Origin of the sequence: Colwellia sp. BRX10-9 (assembly GCF_014077405.1) — a bacterium.
GTDB lineage: Bacteria > Pseudomonadota > Gammaproteobacteria > Enterobacterales > Alteromonadaceae > Colwellia_A.
Genome location: NZ_JACGVV010000017.1, coordinates 1 through 17,792, shown reverse-complemented (window position 1 = coordinate 17,792; position 17,792 = coordinate 1). Strand labels below are relative to the sequence as shown.

Genomic DNA, 17,792 nt, shown 5'->3' with positions numbered 1-17,792 from the left:
CGATTTTAAAAATCATACTAAAGCACACAGCTTAAAAGTCAAGTAGACCAAAGTATAATTGTCGACAATTCACTCGTTAAATTAGGTGTAGGCGCTGAGGGGGTTAACCAAAAAACCAATAGCAAACCGCTATTGCAGCAGTAATCCCAGCTAAATCAGCAAGTAAGCCACAGGCAATGGCATGTCGACTATATCGAATACCCACAGAGCCAAAATAAACGGCTAGTACATAAAAAGTTGTTTCTGTTGATCCTTGAAAAATTGATGCTAATCGACCGGCAAAAGAATCGGCACCATGGGTTTTCATCGTTTCAATCATCATAGCTCTGGCACCAGAGCCACTTAACGGTTGCATTAACGCCGTAGGCATCGCATCAACAAAGCGGGTGTCAAATCCTAAAAACATCACTAACTCTCTAAAACTGTCGACAATTAGTGTTAATGCGCCACTTGCACGAAAGACGCCAATAGCGACCAACATCGCCAGTAAATAAGGAATAAGTTTAATACTGGTGTCGAAACCTTCTTTAGCCCCTTCTATAAAGCTGTCGTATACATCGACCTTTTTTCTAACCGCTGCCAAAATAAAAATAATTAAGGTCGAAAAAATTAAAAAATTGCCTAAAAATGACGACTGTTCGGCAAGTGCTTGTGAGGTCAGCATCGAGAAATACACCACTAAACCTCCTACTAAAGCAATCGCTGCAGATAAATAGAGTAAAATAATGGAGTTATACAGCTTAATTTTTTGCACTGTGGCTACCGCTAATAAGCCAGCGAAAGTTGAAGCAAATGTTGCCAATATAATAGGGACAAAAACATCGGTAGGGCTAGCAGCTCCCTGCTGAGCACGATAAACAAACACAGCAACGGGAAAAAGTGTAACGCTTGAGGTATTTAAAACCAGGAATAATATTTGCGCATTGGTTGCGGTATCTTTTTGCGGATTTAATTGCTGAAGATCTTGCATGGCTTTTAAGCCAAGCGGCGTTGCTGCATTATCTAAACCTAAAAAGTTAGCCGATAAATTCATCGTCATGGAAGCAATAGCCGGATGACCTTTAGGGACACCTGGCATTAAACGGGTGAATAACGGCGAAATAGCGCGCGCAAGCTTATCCATTAAACCGGCGTTTTCAGCAATTTTCATCATGCCTAACCAAAAACTTAAAATACCAATTAAGCCAATCGCAATATCAACGGTCACTTTTGACATTGAAAAAAGCGCTTGCACGAGTTCTTCAAAGATTAAAAGATTATCAAGAAAAAACCATTGATAAAGCGCCGAGCCAAAAGCAATAAAAAAGAAACTGATCCACAAACGATTTAACACAAAGATAATCTTATTAGTCATAGATAATGAAATTATCATGACATATTAGCCGCAGTAATTACAGTCAAATACGCTTGTAGACAAGTGGAGAGAAATAACGGCACACTAGCGGTGTGGGTGTTAGCCGTAAAATACAAGATAACAAAACAAATACTATTTATCAGTAACTTATAATAAATGAAATTTAAATTAGCTTTTAAAAAAGTTTACACTACAATTAATCACACAGTGTAAATATTAATCAATTGCTCGCGATTTTTCATTTTTATTTTACTGATTTTTATCGATGTAAATAGTGTTTATTAGCGCACGGCTCATGCTTTACGAGCCATTCCCTTGGGCCCGAGCTAGCAATAGTTTCGGGCACTTTTTTGCCTTTATTTTAGCTTAAAAAGTCGTTTGAAATTTGCCGTTGAAAGCTCGGCTATCGTTTCAACTGACTGTCCACGAACGCTTGCTAAAAATTTAGCGACATCGACTACATAAGCGGGTTGATTTTGCTTTCCTCGATGAGGAACTGGCGCTAAGTAAGGTGCATCTGTTTCAATTAAAAATCGATCATCGGGGACAAGTTTAGCAACTTCACGTAATTCACTGGCATTTTTAAAGGTAACGATACCAGAAAATGAAATATAAAAACCAAGGTCAATCGCTTGCTCTGCCATATCCCAAGTTTCGGTAAAGCAATGTAAAATACCACCAACATTTGCGGCATTTTCTTCACGAAGAATATCTAAGGTATCTTGCTGAGCATCACGAGTATGAATAATTAGCGGTTTATTTAATTGATTCGCAACACGGACATGCTTGCGAAAAGAATCGAGTTGCACCGCTTTAGTTTCAGGGGCATAAAAATAGTCTAAGCCAGTTTCACCAATCGCAATCACTTTGTCGGTTTGTGATAAACGGGCAAGCTCTTCTTGGTCAATTAAATCATCTTGATTTAGTGGGTGAGCGCCACACGACAGCCAGACATTATCATATTTAGCCGTTTTTTCTACCATGCTAGGAAATTCCGCTAAGGTTACGCTAACACACAAAATCTCGTCTACTTGAGCGGCGGCGGCGGCTTTTAAAACATTGTCTAACTCGCCATCAAACTCGGTTAAATCCAGTCTATCTAAGTGGCAATGTGAATCTATAAACAAACAACTTTCTCCAATAATTTTTTAATTAAAACAAAACCCTACATTGATAATGTTGGCTCTGAAGAGCTCAGTAAGCGCCCTATCAACTTTTCAATTTGATTACGTACATTGTCATTATCTTCTTCAAAACTAACACCAATACCCGCTGGTGTACCATTTTGAGCACCTGTTGGCGTTAACCAGCATACTTTGCCTACAACACTTGATGGCTCTAGGGCGTCAGGCAAGGTGACTTCAAGTGTTACCTCATCGCCCAAATTAAATTGCTCTGTACTGCGAACAAATAGCCCACCATTTTTAACAAAGGGCATATAGTATTGATATAATTCTCTGTCAGATAAAAATTCTAAGCTAAATTGTTTCATCATTATTCCTCAAAATTTATCTTATGAGCTAGTTATTATAATCTTATTTTTCTTCGATAACTGCTGTTATGTCAACCAGTAGCTTTTCAAAGATGAATTGAGCTAATATTGCTTGCTATTCGCGCGTACTTATTTTTCTATTTTTCTTCTATAACTGCTGTTATGTCAACCAGTAGCTTTTCAAAGATGAATTGTTTGTTTGCTTGCATTAACAATTTAAGTTGTTTAATAGCAGACAAAACTAATTGATATATTGACCATATTACCTGCTCATTCAAGATAATGTCGCCTTTTAGCCAATTATATTGTTGGCGCATCAACTTAACCATGACTTTTTCTAACCAGCGAACGCTATTGGTGTTATCAACCAGTAAGCTTAATATTTCACTACGTTTAATGGTTTTATTTTGCAAAAAAGTAAAGAAACAGCTCTCAAAATGTTGGTATTGGTCATTAACAAAACTGTCAGAGAGTTCTTTTAAGTGACTCAAATTAACAAAAGGGTCGCTACCAGATTGCTTAAGCTCAGCTAATAATTTTTCACCAACCGGCGGCCGAATATCAATCACATAACAACGACTAATAATGGTCGGCAATAACGTTTCAACTTCAGAGGTTAATAAAACAATATAGTTATTAGCATTAGGTTCTTCGAGGGTTTTTAATAAGGCATTGGCCGCAGAGATAGTCATATGATGTGCTGCGGTTATTAATGTCGTTTTACAATGACCTATTTGCGCTGTTTTTTCGAAAAAACGACTCGCTTGTCTCACTTGATCAACACCAATACTTTTTCCGCCACTTTCAATAAGCAAATGGTCTGGGTAAGTATGACTTTTATGCAGTAAGCACGCCTTACAGACGTTACACGGTAAGATAATACCCTGCGAGTTTTGGGGTTTAGTACAAGACAAAGCATGAATAAGCCACAGCGAAAGATCACTTTTACCCGCGCCTTCGACACCATTGATCAAGATGGCATGCGGTAATTTTATTTGCGTTATTTGCTTTGATAACAAAAGTTGCTGTTGCTCTAACCAACTGTGCATTAGTGTTTCCTGCTAACGGTGATAGTCATTAATGACTTTTTAAAAATTCGTTTACCGCTAAGCGAATATTATTATGTACAACAGGCATAGGCGCACTGGCATCAATAATTTTAATCGTTTCATCGGCTAACGCAATTTCAAGATACTTATTACGGACACGATGAAAGAATTCTATTTTTTCTAATTCGATACGATCCAATGCCCCTCGAGCTTGCGCTCTTGCTAAACCTAGCTCAGGAGATATATCTAAATAGAGTGTTAACTGCGGCTTAAAGCCTTTTAAGGTCACTTGAGCAATCGTGTCCATAAGTTCATCGTTAAATTGTCTGCCACCCCCTTGATAAGCCCTTGAGCTTAAATCATGGCGGTCACCGATGACCCATTGACCTTTTTCTAATGCCGGAAGAATTCGATTCGCCATTAGCTGACTGCGGCTAGCGTACATCAATAATAATTCAGTTTCTTGTGTCAATATTTCTTGGTGATCGGCAGATTTCACGATATCGCGCAATGACTCCGCTAAAGGAGTGCCTCCCGGCTCTCGAGTATTAATAAAATCAATACCATGCTCGGTGAGTATTTTTTTAACCACTGAAATAGCTGAAGATTTTCCTGCCCCTTCAATACCTTCAATGACGATAAATTGACCTTTATTCATTTTTTACTTCTTATGCAATTTTTAGTTCAACTGATATTTTTTTACTGCCGCATTATGATCTTTTAAATTAGTTGAAAAGATATGCTGACCTTTGCCATTACTGACAAAATATAAATAATCTGTTGTTAATGGGTTTAACGCGGCATGTATGGCACTTTTACCAGGCATAGCGATAGGTGTAGGTGGCAAACCATTAATTCGGTAAGTATTATACGGTGTTTTCTCGCGCAAGTGACGATATTTGATGTCTCCTTGGTAACGTTCACCTAAACCGTAAATAACGGTTGGGTCAGTTTGCAGGCGCATCTTTTTGTTTAAACGGTTAAAAAATACCGATGAAATAATGCCATGCTCGGCATTTTTGCCACTTTCTTTCTCAATTATCGATGCCATGATCAACGCTTGATACTTATTTTTATAAGGTAAAGGTTCGGCGCGATTTTGCCACGCTAGATTTAATTCAACGGACATTTGTTGTTGAGCACGTTTTAACAATTCTATATCGGTAGTACCGGCAGTAAACGCGTAAGTTTCTGGGTAGAACAGCCCTTCGGGATTAACGTGTTCAATATTGAGTTTACTCGCGATATCAGCCACCGAAGTTTGCTGAAGCGTATGCACTAGGTTATCCGTTTCACTCAACTGCACTAACCATTCCTTAAAGGTTGTTCCTTCAATAAAAGTCACGGTAAATTGATGCTCTTTACCGGCAACTAATTGCGCCAACAAAACCTCGACAGAAACGTCTTTATTAATTTGATAAGTGCCCGCTTTTATATTCGCATACTCGGGCTTAAGTCGAACATAATTACGCATCCAAAAGCGCGTATTGAGCCAGCCATTTTTGATCAGTTGTTCTGAAAATCGACTAAACGAGGTACCGTCTTTAATGGTTAATAGTTGGGTGGATGAAATATTGAGCGGCTGTTTCATTTGATAAAAGGTATAGGCAACTAAAGAGGCGCTTAACATCACCACGGTGAAAAACGACACAGCAAATATTATCTTAATTTTTTTCATTTTTAGCAAATATCCTCAATAAACTTAGCCATATCACGACAAGGCATTAATGCTAATTTTTGATGTTGAAATTGTCTAACCGGCATAATACCCATAACACTGTTGCAAATAAACATCGCTTGGATATTAACAAGCGCAGCAAGTTTTACGTTAACGATCTCAATTTTACAATAATTACCCGTAGTCTGTAAGATATGATTACGCATTAACCCTTCGACACCTGACTCTTTTAGTTCTGGTGTGTACCAAACATTATTTTTCAGCCAAAAGACATTCGCCGCACTTGCTTCAACAATATTATCAAAATAATTTAGTACTAATAAATCATCTTCTGCTCGGTTATCGACTTCCTGGCGAACAAGCACCTGCTCAAGACGATTAAGGTGTTTTATCCCTGAGAGTAAAGAGCTAATACCTAACTTCAATGAAGATACGCCCAAATGAAGACCTTGTTGTTGCATGTTTGCATAATGTTCAGGAAAAGGGTGAAAAGTAATAATAACGTTACTTGTTTGGCAGCCTTGTCGAGAATATCCTCGCCCGCCATCACCTGCCGTTATAATCACTTTTGCTACAGACAAAGTATAACGCTCTGCTACAGCCATTAATTCAATAATGACTTTATTCATATCTGGCAAGGGAATATTGAGCGTTTTACAGCTCATGGTTAATCGTTCAATGTGAGCCGCTAATTGTTCAACTTTACCATCGAGCACTTTCGCAGTAGTAAAAACGCCGTCACCATAAGCTAAGCCGCGATTATTGATTGAAAGGTGTTGCTCTACTTGACCATTAACACTTTGATAATACATATTGGGTTTCATTAGAAATAGAAAAGCCTGAATACTGATGACTAGTATTCAGGCTTAAACAATTAACTGCAAGGTTTAGTTGATGATATTTCTCGGTTATTGCGCTTAAACTTTTTTAAAGATTAATGAACCGTTCGTACCACCAAAGCCAAAAGAATTACATAAAGCATATTCTAAATTGGCGTCACGTGCCGTATGAGCAATATAATCTAAATCACAACCTTCGCTGGGATTATCTAAATTTATTGTCGGTGGTACCACATTATTCATTAAGGCTTGCACAGTAAAAATAGTTTCAACTGCACCTGCTGCGCCCAACAAATGACCCGTCATTGACTTTGTAGAACCCATCATAAGTTTATAAGCATTGTCGCCAAATACCGACTTTACTGCGTTGGTTTCGGCAATATCACCTGCGGGTGTTGATGTACCATGAGCATTAATATAACCAATTTTACTTTGGTCAACTTTTGCATCATTAATTGCATTAATCATCGCGCGCGCGCCACCTTCGCCATTGGCAGGTGGCGAGGTCATATGGTAAGCATCTGCACTCATACCAAAGCCAACCAGCTCAGCATAAATTTTTGCACCACGCGCTTTTGCATGTTCAAATTCTTCAAGCACTAGAACACCTGCGCCATCGCCCAGTACAAAGCCGTCGCGGTCTTTGTCCCAAGGACGTGAAGCTTGCTCTGGTGCATCATTACGCGTTGATAACGCTCGTGCAGCACCAAAACCGCCAATACCCGTCCGTGTTGAAGCTTTCTCAGCTCCACCGGCTAACATAGCGTCAGCATCGCCATAAGATATCATACGAGCCGCATGACCAATATTATGCACACCACTTGTACAAGCAGTTGCAATAGAAATATTAGGGCCTCTTAAGCCGTGCATCATCGACAAGTGACCAGAAATCATATTTATAATGGTGGAAGGCACAAAAAATGGTGATAACTTGCGAGGACCTGCATTAAGCATTTTCTCAACGTTTTCTTCAATTAATCCTAGGCCGCCAATACCAGCACCAACAGCAACACCAACTCTGTGGGTGTTTACATCATCAATTTCAAGACCTGAGTCTTTAAAAGCCTGTATACCTGCGGCAACACCATATTGAATAAAAAGATCCATTTTCTTGGCTTCTTTTCGTGCAATATAATCTTCTGCATTAAAGTTTTTAATTAAACCTGCAAACTTAGTGGTATATACAGAGGTATCAAAATGTTCAATATTACTAATGCCACTTTTACCCAGCAGTAAATTTTGCCAAGTAGATTCAGGACAGTTGCCCAAAGGGCTTAACATACCAAGACCGGTAACAACAACGCGTCTCATGACTATGTGCCTCCGCTAAGAGTTTATAAGGAAAAGAAATCGTTATATTCTCATGTTGAGAAAATAACAATATATACCCGAACCACTTCAAGATGCAGTTTCAGAATTAAGCTAGGAAGTCAGAAAAGGCGCGATACGAGGACAGTAGTTATTCCCTTACCAAGTATTGTAACGATGAGCTCGTTTTATAGCTTATCTGCAACGTTATTGATTTCAACAATAGAATAACTATTCTCTTCAATCAATGTTTTGGCCATACGGATATAAGTACTTAAGTTATGTGTGGAACGATAACCTGTGTCGCTTACTCTTTATCGACTGCTGAAACCTGCATCTTGAAGTGGTACGAGTATGAATCGTAGATAAAAAAACAGGCGGTAAAAACCGCCTGAATGTGTACTTTAAATTCTCATTTAAAAGCCTGGCTTGAAAACCAGTAACTAAAAACTAATAATTAACGTTGTAATTATTGGTTAGCAGTAACGTAATCAACAGCTGCTTGTACAGTTGTGATTTTTTCAGCTTCTTCATCTGGAATTTCAGTATCAAATTCTTCTTCTAACGCCATGACTAATTCAACAGTGTCTAAAGAGTCAGCACCTAGGTCGTCAACAAAAGAAGAGCTAATTTTAACTTCTTCTTCACTTACACCTAATTGTTCAACTGTAATTTTTCTTACGCGTTCTTCAATAGTACTCATTTTTTTTCCTTTCTAGAAAATATAATTTTTCGTAATTGTGTGTAGTTTATTCGTCAACAGCCTAGCTTGCAAGCTTCTAATTTTAATTTTCGTCTGGTCTAACCTGTTGACTGCTCTAAATTTGTTCAATTTGTTGGTTCAATAATATTAAGCCAACTAATTAAACCATATACATACCGCCGTTTACATGCAATGTTTCGCCAGTAATATATGCTGCACCATCGGAAGCTAGAAAAACAACTGCGTTAGCAATTTCTTCTGGCTTACCTAAGCGATTTGCCGGTACTTGAGAAAAAATACCTTCTTTTTGCTCATCTGTTAAGGTTTGTGTCATATCGGTATCGATAAATCCCGGCGACACAGTATTAACAGTTATGCCACGAGATGCAACCTCACGCGCTAATGATTTTGTAAAACCAATCAATCCAGCTTTTGCGGTTGCATAGTTTACTTGCCCTGCATTGCCCATAGTGCCAACTACTGAGCCAATATTAATAATGCGACCATTGCGTTTTTTCATCATAGCGCGAATAACCGCTTTACTGATTTTAAACACAGATGAAAGATTAGTATCAATAATATCTTGCCATTCATCATCTTTCATTCGCATAAATAAATTGTCACGCGTAATACCCGCATTATTGACTAAGATATCAATGCCACCATGATTCTCTTTGATCGCTACAAACATAGCGGCAATAGAATCATTGTCAGTAACGTTAAGCACTAAACCATGACCTTCGCCTAGATATTCACTAATGTTATCAGCGCCATGTGCAGATGTTGCTGTACCTAATACCGTTGCACCTAAAGCCTTGAATTGGCTTGCAATGGCTTTGCCGATACCGCGACTTGCGCCAGTAACTAAGACGACTTTTCCTTCAAAAGAAAACATAATTTACCCTATTTAATTGTTTCTAATGCTTTAGTTAATGATGCTTGATCATTAACTGAAACACTGGTGATTGTTTTATCGATACGTTTAATTAACCCTACTAATACTTTACCTGGGCCAGCTTCTACGACGAGTGAAACACCGTTTTTTGCGAGTAGCTCTATCGTTTCTGTCCAACGTACTGGACTGTACAATTGCTTTATCAAGGCTAATTTTATTGCTTCAACATCTGTTTCTGCAACAACATCAACATTATTTACCACGGGAATTTCTGGTGTATTAAAAGTGATATTATTAAATGCTTCAGCGAGCTTGTCTGCGGCATCTTTCATCAATGCGCAATGCGATGGCACGCTTACCGGTAAAGGTAGCACGCGTTTTGCGCCCGCTTCTTTACATAAGACACCGGCACGTTCTACCGCAGCTTTATGACCGGCAATAACGACTTGTCCTGGCGAGTTAAAATTAACAGCCGCAACTACTTCGTTATCTTGTGCTTTTTCACAGGCATCAATAATCGCTTGGTCATCAAGACCAATAATAGCAGCCATAGCGCCGACACCCTCAGGTACAGAGGCTTGCATAAATTCGCCACGTTTCTCTACTAACTTAACACCTTCTGTTAAAGAGATAACACCCGCACAAACTAATGCCGAATATTCCCCTAAACTGTGACCCGCTAACATTGCCGGTTTACAATCAGACTGTGATGACCATAAACGCCATAATGCAACACTGGCCGTTAATAGTGCCGGTTGAGTAAAGTTTGTTTGATTGAGCTTTTCAACAGGACCCTGCGCAACTAATTGCCAAAGGTTATAACCTAAAGCAGCAGACGCTTCTGAAAAAGTATTTTGTACGACTTCATTGTCAGCAAAATCAGCTAACATACCAACAGTTTGTGAACCTTGGCCGGGAAAAACAAACGCTAAATTATTTTGCATTTTATTACCTAATGTTTATTTGTGTTTTAATTAAAGGTGTATTGATGATACTTAATGGATTATTTTCTTGATAAAAAGATAATGCTTTAAATACGCTTTACGTTAACTCAATACTAATAATTTATTTGCGACCACAAGCAAAACCATTTTCAAGTTTGTCTTTTATTTTTTCTGGCACTTGACGTTCAATTTCTTTTATCGCCTCTAATATCGCCATATAAAAAGCTTTTGAACTGGCATCACCGTGACTCTTGACCACAATACCGCGTAATCCTATCAGACTTGCGCCGTTATACTGGTCGGGGTTCAGGGGTTTAAAGAGTTTTTTTAACGTTGAGGACAATAAACGTCCAACAATTCGGGTAAAAAGGTTGCGAGACAGCACAGTATTCATTTTTTGGTAGACTAAACGAGCAACACCTTCACAGGTTTTCAGCGCAACATTACCGACAAAGCCATCACAAACAATCACATCTGCTTTGTTGGTGAAAATATCATTACCTTCGACAAAGCCGATATAATTAATGTCACTGTTTTGCGCTAATTTTGCTGCGGTTTGTTTTATATGGTCACTGCCTTTCATTTCTTCTTCACCCATATTCAACAAAGCTATACGTGGCGATTTAATGCCATCGACCTGCTCAGCCATAACAGAGCCCATAACAGCAAACTGATACAAAACATTAGAGTCACAAAAAACATTTGCACCTAAGTCGAGCATAAAAACATGTTTGTTTTCATCATGAGTAGGAAGGGAAGAAATTAATGCTGGACGTTCAACACCAACAAGTGTTTTCAAAACGAAATGGGCCATTGAAAAAAGTGCACCGGTATTGCCAGCACTTACACAGGCTTGTGCTTTTTTTTCATGAACAAGGTCAAGTGACTTTCGCATTGAAGAATTTTTTTTGTTACGCAAGGCAACAATAGGTTTATCGTCCATAGCCACTATTTGAGTGGTTGGAAAGATGGTTAGTTGGGGATGTTTAGCACACTGACGTTTAGATAATTCAGCGTTAATAATATCGACATCACCGCAAAGAATGAGATGAAGTTCTGGAATGTTTTTCACTGCTAAGATGGCAGCAGGAATTGTTATAAGGGGGCCTTTATCGCCCCCCATAACATCTAACGCTATGGTTAGACTTTTCAAAGCAATCAGCTTACTTGTTGATTACTTGAACACCTTTGTAAAAGCCATCAGCTGTTACATGATGACGACGGTGTGTTTCACCAGATACTGGATCTACTGATAAGTTTTCTGTTGTTACTGCGTCATGTGAACGGCGCATGCCACGTCTTGAACGAGACTTTTTGCTCTTTTGAACTGCCATTAGCTACTCCTAAAAATCGGTTAATCGTTATTAATTAAATAAGTTGTTTATTTAAATTTCTGTAATATATCAAATGGGTTTGGTTTTTCAAGCTCTTCAGGCAATTCGCCCCATACACTGTCAACTGATGCCTGACATTGACTGGGCTCATGCATTGCAATTAACGGAATTGCGAGTAATAACTCTTCTTCCACTAATTCTAGCAGGTTAACTTCACCATTTTCATCTAATTCTATTGCGTCATAATATGACGGCAATGCTTCAGCGGCTTCATCATCTTTAGCAGGACTTAGAGTAAACTCTACATCCAAATCTATTATCAATGGTTCAGTACAACGCTGACAAGTTAATGCTACTGATACGGATCCTGTTCCTGATATGACATTCAAGCCGAGATCGTCCACATCAAAATTAACATTAACCTGCATCTGCTCATTGCATGGAGTACACACTTCAAGCAATCTATTCATCCCCGACACTTCAAAGAAGCCGTCACACACCAACCTGCGTTGGGCGCTCTTTCGGGGGTTTATCATTATCGGGAGTTTAAGATTTTGCATAAGGCGCGCATATTAATGTGCTTGCCCCCTGCTGTCAAAAGAAAAATAACAATTTTTGTTTAAAAATTAAAGAAAGCCCACATATTATTGTATAACTGTTTATATTTTGAGTAATTCCTGTGAAAACTTTAGTTTTAGCTTCTACATCGCCTTTTCGAAAAATTATTTTAGAAAAGTTAAATTTAGCTTTTGATTGTGCAAAACCTAATGTCGATGAAACACCATTAATTAACGAAACAGCCATTGAACTTGTCGAACGTTTAGCCGTAGAAAAAGCAAAGGCTGTTGCCAGTCAATTTCCGAATGCGCTGATTATTGGTTCAGATCAAGTGGCTTTGTCTGCAGGAAAGATATTAGGTAAACCGCATAATTTTGAAAATGGCTTTAAACAACTGAGCAGTTTTAGCGGCAAAGCGGTAGAGTTTCATACGGGTTTATGTGTGTTCGACAGTTCAACAGGAAAAAGCCTCTCGTTGGTTGATTTATTCACCGTACACTTTAAAGAACTTTCTGCACAAGAAATTACTGCCTATTTGCATGCCGAAGAGCCTTATAACTGCGCAGGGAGTTTTAAAAGTGAAGGACTAGGTATTTGCTTATTTGAAAAGCTTGAGGGGGATGATCCTAATACCCTAATAGGTTTACCGTTAATTAGACTGATTAGTTTACTTAAAGCGCAGGGGTTAGATGTGTTACAAGAGCAACGAAAACAGCAATAGTACCCGTCGTTTAATCGGTGTGTATAATAGCCGAGTTAACTGAGCTTAGTTGCTGGCAGCAACGTTTGCTATTTGACTAAGCAATCAAATAGCAAACAGTTAATGACAATAGCGACAGGTGTTACCCCTTAACCGCCCTATTTAACAATAATTGATGTAGTTCAGCCAATGAGCCAACAATCGCTTTTGGTTGATACTTTGACAGCACGTCTTCATCGTGGACACCATAAGTTACCCCAATACTATCAACCCCTGCTCTTTGCGCCATTTCAAGGTCAAAAGAAGTATCACCTATCATCACCGCTTGATGCTTTTCAATCTTTAATTCTTTTAACAAACTATTGATCATATCTGGATCAGGTTTAGAAATACTTTCATCGGCACATCGAGAGGCATGGAAAAAGTGTTCGGTATCACTCGTTAACCAAACACGTTGTAAACCTGCTCGCGCTTTTCCTGTCGCAACCGCTAAAAACTTATCTTCATTTTTTAAATTAACTAATAATTCAAGCGCATGATCAAATAAAGGGGTTGGCGTGGTATTTACTTCAACATATTGATGCTTATATTGTGCCGTTAATAATTGTACCTGCTCTTCATTAGCCTGAGGAAATAACGTTGCAATTGCTTTAGGTAAACTTAAGCCGATAATTTGTTTCGCTTGATGATAACCAGGTGGTACAAGTGATAATGCAACAGCTGTGGCTTGCATTGAGAAAACAATACGATCGACAGAGTCCATTAATGTGCCGTCCCAGTCAAAAATCACTAATTTATAGTTGTGCATATTTTCTCTTTTAGTCATTTAATAATTAAAGTCTATTTGCTAAGAAGTGTTTAGGTTTATAAGGAAGATAATGGCGTGAAGCTAAATTTACTTTAGTATCACGCCAGAGGAATTACTTTAGTTTTGTTAGTAAATTTTGTAAAGAATGCTCTAACGGTGCTTCTATTTTAATTCTTTCATCGGTACTTGGATGAGTAAATTCGATACTAGCCGCATGTAAAAATAAGCGCTTAAGTCCTAGTTTTCTCATGTCTTCGTCAAAGTTTTCATAGCCATATTTTGAATCACAAGCGATAGGGTGACCTTTAATTTGACAATGCACACGAATTTGATGAGTACGACCCGTAACAGGAAAGGCGCGAATGAGTGTGGCATTTTCAAAGTTTTTTAACACTTTAAAACGCGTTTCTGATTCTTTACCATTAATGTTATCGACAACAACGACACGTTCACCCGATTTTAAATCATTCTTTTTCAAGCCTTCCGTTACACGGGTTAATTTCGTCGACCATTGCCCCTTAACTAAGGCATGATAAAATTTTTGCACCGTTTTATTACGCAACTGTTCATGTAAGTGACGTAAAGCTGAACGTTTTTTAGCAATAACTAAACAGCCTGAAGTATCTCTATCGAGTCGATGAACAAGTTCAAGCATTCTTGCGTCGGGGCGTAAAGCTCGCATGGCTTCAATTAAACCAAAACTTAAACCACTACCACCATGAACTGCCATGCCGGAAGGTTTGTTAATAACAATTAAACGGTCATCTTCGAACAATATTTGTTTTTCTAAATTAGCGACAATATTTAACTTAGTAGACACTTCATTAGTATTTTCAGAAATACGAATGGGCGCAACACGAATCAGATCCTCATCTTGTATTTTGTATTCTGGTTTAGTCCGTTTTTTATTAGCCCTTATCTCGCCTTTTCTTAATAGGCGATAAATCATGCTTTTCGGCACACCTTTTAAGGTTTTTAATAAAAAGTTATCTATTCTTTGACCAGCGTCTTCGCTATCGATTGTATAAAATCGAACTTGGGGTTTTGTATTTTCATTCATAAAAGCGAGTTTAACATATATATTTTCATTTTAGCGTAATTAACTCAGCGATTTAATTGCCTTTTGCCTCAATTAAGTGGGATAATCTTGGTGTTATTGTTTATTTAAGACAATAAGGTAAAAAATAGAAGCTTTTAGCGAAACGTAAGAGGCAAAATGCGGCCACATTAATGTGCGTTATCACGATAAATTATTATCGACGACACATTAACCGAACGGCCTTTTGCAAGAATTGACCTGAATAACAAGTCAAAAAACGGCATAAACATTTTAGTCCCGCGCAACGAAAGCTATTTTGTAATGATATAAACCAAATTAGATAAATTTCCATCGAGCAACAAACCGAATAGTAAGCCAAAACGCCGAATTTCAAACTGCTCAACAAATATCAATTTGATAATATCGAGCACAGCACAATTTGCTGCGCGCATGAAGAAACAATTTTTCTTGGGTGAATATCACCTGAGAGTACAATCAGATTAAATAACAGCTTACAGCGCACTATGGCGCTGTAATATGACACCCGAGAGGCTGACAAATTGCTGTTACCATAGCGATAAATTGCTTTGTGTTCGAAGCTTATAGTGTTGTGACTAAAATGAGTCACTAAAACTATGAAACGTATGTTAATTAACGCTACACAATCGGAAGAGTTACGTGTAGCACTTGTCGATGGTCAACAACTTTATGATTTAGATATCGAAAGTCCTGGTCATCAACAAAAGAAATCAAATATTTATAAAGCAAAAATCACGCGTATAGAGCCGTCTCTAGAAGCTGCATTTGTTGACTATGGCGCCGAACGTCATGGTTTCCTACCGATGAAAGAAATCGCACGCGAATATTTCCCTAAAGGTTATACCTTTCAGGGTCGTCCAAATATCAAAGAAGTCTTGCGCGAAGGCCAAGAAGTTATAGTTCAAATTGATAAAGAAGAACGCGGCCAGAAAGGCGCAGCGTTAACGACTTTCATCAGTTTAGCCGGTAGTTACTTGGTATTAATGCCAAATAATCCTCGTGCTGGTGGTATTTCTCGTCGCATTGAAGGCGATGAACGCACAGATTTAAAAACCTCTTTAAACAAATTAGAATTACCTAAAGGCATGGGCTTAATTGTTCGCACTGCTGGTGTTGGTAAAGACTATGAAGAATTAGACTGGGATTTAAACGTTCTTTTACACCATTGGAAAGCCATTTCAGAAGCGGCAGAAACTAAACCTGCTCCCTTCCTAATTCACCAAGAAACTAACGTTATCCTTCGTGCTATTCGTGACTATTTACGCCGCGATATCGGTGAAGTATTAATTGATCGCCCGAAAACATTCGAAAGTGTTAAAAAACATATAGAAGTGGTTCGTCCTGATTTCTTAAGTAAAATAAAACTCTACACGAACGATGTTCCCCTATTTACCCATTACCAAATTGAAACACAAATCGAATCTGCGTTTCAGCGTGAAGTAAGACTTCCTTCTGGTGGCTCAATTGTTATTGACCCAACTGAAGCAATGACATCAATAGATGTTAACTCTGCCCGCGCAACTAAAGGTAGTGATATAGAAGAGACCGCATTTAACACTAACTTAGAAGCTGCTGAAGAAGTTGCTCGTCAATTACGTTTACGTGATTTGGGTGGTTTAGTGGTTATTGATTTTATTGACATGACACCTGTGCGTCATCAACGTGAAGTTGAAAATCGCATGCGTGATGCTGTAAAACAAGATAGAGCTCGTATTCAATTAGGTCGAATTTCTCGTTTTGGTTTATTAGAAATGTCGCGTCAACGTTTACGCCCTTCTATCGGTGAAACTAGCCAAGGCGTTTGTCCTCGTTGTAATGGTACTGGACACGTACGTAGTGTTGAATCATTAGCCTTGTCTATTTTGCGTTTAATGGAAGAAGAAGCCATTAAAGAAAATACGCAACATGTACAAGCTCAAGTACCTGTACCTGTAGCGACTTATCTTTTGAATGAAAAGCGTCGTTCAGTATTTCATATCGAAAAACATCACGGCGTTAATATTCTTATTATTCCTAATCCTCATATGGACACACCACAATATGAAGTCATTAGAGTAAGAACCGACGAGAGTGTTGAAGAAGCAAGCTACGAAAGAACCATTACTGAAGCTTCAGTTGAAGAAGCTGTAATGCCTAAATTCGATAAGCAAGCCGCTAAACGTGACGAGCCAGCCTTGCAAGGCATGTCTTCACCTAAGCAATCAGCACCGTTAACCGCCGTAAAACCTGTAGCGCCTGTAGCTCCAGTAAAAGCATCTGCGGGCTTATTTGATGGTTTAATTAAGTGGGGTAAATCACTCTTCGCTGCTGAAGAGGAAGTTGCACCTAAAGTTGTTGAACCTGCAAAGAAACCTGAAAGCAACAACAGTGAACGTCGTCCGCAACGTGGTCGTCAAGGTCAACGTCGTAACAATAATAATCGTAACGAAAACCGCAACGATAACAGAAATGTTAATCGTAACGACAAACGTAATGATACTCAAAATGAAGATCGTGCTGATATCAAGCCAGTCATTAATGACAATAAAGACAACATTAATGAAAATAAAGATAACAAGCCGAATAAACAGCCTCGTAAAGCGCCAGTAGAGCGTAATACTAAGCCTAAAGAAGAAAAAACCACAGTACGTCGTCAACGTCGTAACAACAGTAAAAAAGTACGTATTGTTGATGAAAACTCAACGGTTGTTAATAACGCTGCGTTAAGCAAAATAGCCGCAGAAGAAAAGGCTCAAGTAGTCGCGACTATCGACGAAGCGGTAACCGTTGAAACAGTAGCTACACAAGCCGATGCTACCCAGCCAGAGCTTAGTGAGACTAAAACTAGTGATGAACAGCGTCCTAGAAACCGTCGTTCACCTAGGCACTTACGCTCTAATGGACAACGTCGTCGTCAACCTGCTGAAAATCAGGCAGTTGATGTTAACGCAGCAGTAGTAACAACTGAAGTTAGTGAAGACCCTGTTGAAGCAAGATATCCTGAGACGCCTGTAGTTGAAACGCCAGTTGTTGAAACGCCTGTAGTTGAAACGCCTGTTGTTGAAACGCCTGT

The 17,792-nt window shown here is 38.7% G+C and carries 18 protein-coding genes; 2 read left to right on the top strand and 16 right to left on the bottom strand.

The features are described 5' to 3' along the window. Positions 1-103: 103 nt before the first annotated feature. From H4J69_RS11335 to yceD, 14 genes are all read right to left on the bottom strand, one after another. Positions 104-1,333 carry a nucleoside recognition domain-containing protein gene (locus H4J69_RS11335; RefSeq protein WP_182216861.1) on the bottom strand — a complete coding sequence of 410 codons (1,230 nt, stop codon included), beginning with the start codon at positions 1,331-1,333 and terminating at the stop codon, positions 104-106. A gap of 377 nt (positions 1,334-1,710) precedes the next feature. After that, a complete protein-coding gene (locus H4J69_RS11330) occupies positions 1,711-2,481 on the bottom strand; it encodes a TatD family hydrolase (protein WP_070376507.1) in 771 nt (256 codons plus the stop codon). Between the two features lie 38 nt (positions 2,482-2,519). Next, a complete protein-coding gene (locus tag H4J69_RS11325; protein WP_182216863.1) occupies positions 2,520-2,846 on the bottom strand; it encodes a PilZ domain-containing protein in 327 nt (108 codons plus the stop codon). Positions 2,847-2,983: 137 nt separating this feature from the next. Next, on the bottom strand, positions 2,984-3,895 hold the full coding sequence (locus H4J69_RS11320; RefSeq protein WP_182216865.1) for a DNA polymerase III subunit delta': 912 nt from the start codon (positions 3,893-3,895) through the stop codon (positions 2,984-2,986). 28 nt (positions 3,896-3,923) lie between these two features. Beyond that, the gene (gene tmk, locus H4J69_RS11315; RefSeq protein WP_070376504.1) at positions 3,924-4,553 is read right to left on the bottom strand and encodes a dTMP kinase; all 630 of its coding nucleotides are present in this window, start codon (positions 4,551-4,553) and stop codon (positions 3,924-3,926) included. 21 nt (positions 4,554-4,574) lie between these two features. Continuing rightward, positions 4,575-5,573: an endolytic transglycosylase MltG gene (mltG, locus tag H4J69_RS11310; RefSeq protein WP_182216867.1), complete on the bottom strand. Its 999-nt coding sequence runs from the start codon at positions 5,571-5,573 to the stop codon at positions 4,575-4,577. A 2-nt stretch (positions 5,574-5,575) separates the two neighbouring features. Next, complete coding sequence (pabC, locus tag H4J69_RS11305; RefSeq protein WP_182231325.1) at positions 5,576-6,385, bottom strand: aminodeoxychorismate lyase; 810 nt, start codon at positions 6,383-6,385, stop codon at positions 5,576-5,578. Between the two features lie 105 nt (positions 6,386-6,490). Then, complete coding sequence (gene fabF, locus H4J69_RS11300; RefSeq protein ID WP_182216877.1) at positions 6,491-7,729, bottom strand: beta-ketoacyl-ACP synthase II; 1,239 nt, start codon at positions 7,727-7,729, stop codon at positions 6,491-6,493. Between the two features lie 460 nt (positions 7,730-8,189). Further along, positions 8,190-8,423 (bottom strand): acyl carrier protein, encoded by a 234-nt coding sequence (acpP, locus tag H4J69_RS11295; protein WP_070376501.1) that lies wholly within the window; start codon positions 8,421-8,423, stop codon positions 8,190-8,192. Between the two features lie 160 nt (positions 8,424-8,583). After that, positions 8,584-9,318 carry a 3-oxoacyl-ACP reductase FabG gene (gene fabG / locus H4J69_RS11290; protein WP_070376500.1) on the bottom strand — a complete coding sequence of 245 codons (735 nt, stop codon included), beginning with the start codon at positions 9,316-9,318 and terminating at the stop codon, positions 8,584-8,586. 8 nt (positions 9,319-9,326) lie between these two features. Continuing rightward, complete coding sequence (gene fabD, locus H4J69_RS11285) at positions 9,327-10,262, bottom strand: ACP S-malonyltransferase (protein ID WP_070376499.1); 936 nt, start codon at positions 10,260-10,262, stop codon at positions 9,327-9,329. A gap of 121 nt (positions 10,263-10,383) precedes the next feature. Next, on the bottom strand, positions 10,384-11,385 hold the full coding sequence (gene plsX / locus H4J69_RS11280) for a phosphate acyltransferase PlsX (RefSeq protein ID WP_404842820.1): 1,002 nt from the start codon (positions 11,383-11,385) through the stop codon (positions 10,384-10,386). A 40-nt stretch (positions 11,386-11,425) separates the two neighbouring features. Continuing rightward, entirely contained in the window at positions 11,426-11,596 is a 171-nt protein-coding gene (gene rpmF, locus H4J69_RS11275; RefSeq protein ID WP_070376498.1) for a 50S ribosomal protein L32, read from the bottom strand. A gap of 47 nt (positions 11,597-11,643) precedes the next feature. After that, positions 11,644-12,156, bottom strand: coding sequence for a 23S rRNA accumulation protein YceD (gene yceD / locus H4J69_RS11270; RefSeq protein WP_070376497.1), 513 nt, complete (start codon positions 12,154-12,156; stop codon positions 11,644-11,646). Between the two features lie 119 nt (positions 12,157-12,275). Between yceD and H4J69_RS11265 the strand changes: the two genes are divergently transcribed. Continuing rightward, positions 12,276-12,875, top strand: a complete 600-nt coding sequence (locus H4J69_RS11265) for a nucleoside triphosphate pyrophosphatase (protein ID WP_070376496.1) — start codon at positions 12,276-12,278, stop codon at positions 12,873-12,875. Positions 12,876-12,996: 121 nt separating this feature from the next. On the opposite strand, the gene H4J69_RS11260 is transcribed toward H4J69_RS11265, so the two are convergent. Both H4J69_RS11260 and rluC read right to left on the bottom strand, forming a co-directional pair. After that, positions 12,997-13,662, bottom strand: coding sequence for an HAD-IA family hydrolase (locus tag H4J69_RS11260; protein WP_182244607.1), 666 nt, complete (start codon positions 13,660-13,662; stop codon positions 12,997-12,999). 112 nt (positions 13,663-13,774) lie between these two features. Then, positions 13,775-14,722, bottom strand: a complete 948-nt coding sequence (gene rluC / locus H4J69_RS11255) for a 23S rRNA pseudouridine(955/2504/2580) synthase RluC (protein ID WP_070376494.1) — start codon at positions 14,720-14,722, stop codon at positions 13,775-13,777. A 614-nt stretch (positions 14,723-15,336) separates the two neighbouring features. Between rluC and rne the strand changes: the two genes are divergently transcribed. Then, a partial coding sequence (gene rne / locus H4J69_RS11250) for a ribonuclease E (RefSeq protein WP_182251968.1) occupies positions 15,337-17,792 on the top strand: 2,456 nt, incomplete at its 3' end.

Excerpts from the sequence above, each read along its gene's own strand:
- H4J69_RS11325 (WP_182216863.1), bottom strand. The coding sequence starts at position 2,846 with ATGAAACAATTTAGCTTAGAATTTTTATCTGACAGAGAATTATATCAA.
- plsX (WP_404842820.1), bottom strand. The coding sequence starts at position 11,385 with ATGGGGGGCGATAAAGGCCCCCTTATAACAATTCCTGCTGCCATCTTA.
- H4J69_RS11260 (WP_182244607.1), bottom strand. The coding sequence starts at position 13,662 with ATGCACAACTATAAATTAGTGATTTTTGACTGGGACGGCACATTAATG.
- fabD (WP_070376499.1), bottom strand. The coding sequence starts at position 10,262 with ATGCAAAATAATTTAGCGTTTGTTTTTCCCGGCCAAGGTTCACAAACT.
- H4J69_RS11320 (WP_182216865.1), bottom strand. The coding sequence starts at position 3,895 with ATGCACAGTTGGTTAGAGCAACAGCAACTTTTGTTATCAAAGCAAATA.
- mltG (WP_182216867.1), bottom strand. The coding sequence starts at position 5,573 with ATGAAAAAAATTAAGATAATATTTGCTGTGTCGTTTTTCACCGTGGTG.
- yceD (WP_070376497.1), bottom strand. The coding sequence starts at position 12,156 with ATGCAAAATCTTAAACTCCCGATAATGATAAACCCCCGAAAGAGCGCC.
- rpmF (WP_070376498.1), bottom strand. The coding sequence starts at position 11,596 with ATGGCAGTTCAAAAGAGCAAAAAGTCTCGTTCAAGACGTGGCATGCGC.
- fabG (WP_070376500.1), bottom strand. The coding sequence starts at position 9,318 with ATGTTTTCTTTTGAAGGAAAAGTCGTCTTAGTTACTGGCGCAAGTCGC.
- pabC (WP_182231325.1), bottom strand. The coding sequence starts at position 6,385 with ATGTATTATCAAAGTGTTAATGGTCAAGTAGAGCAACACCTTTCAATC.
- tmk (WP_070376504.1), bottom strand. The coding sequence starts at position 4,553 with ATGAATAAAGGTCAATTTATCGTCATTGAAGGTATTGAAGGGGCAGGA.
- acpP (WP_070376501.1), bottom strand. The coding sequence starts at position 8,423 with ATGAGTACTATTGAAGAACGCGTAAGAAAAATTACAGTTGAACAATTA.
- rluC (WP_070376494.1), bottom strand. The coding sequence starts at position 14,722 with ATGAATGAAAATACAAAACCCCAAGTTCGATTTTATACAATCGATAGC.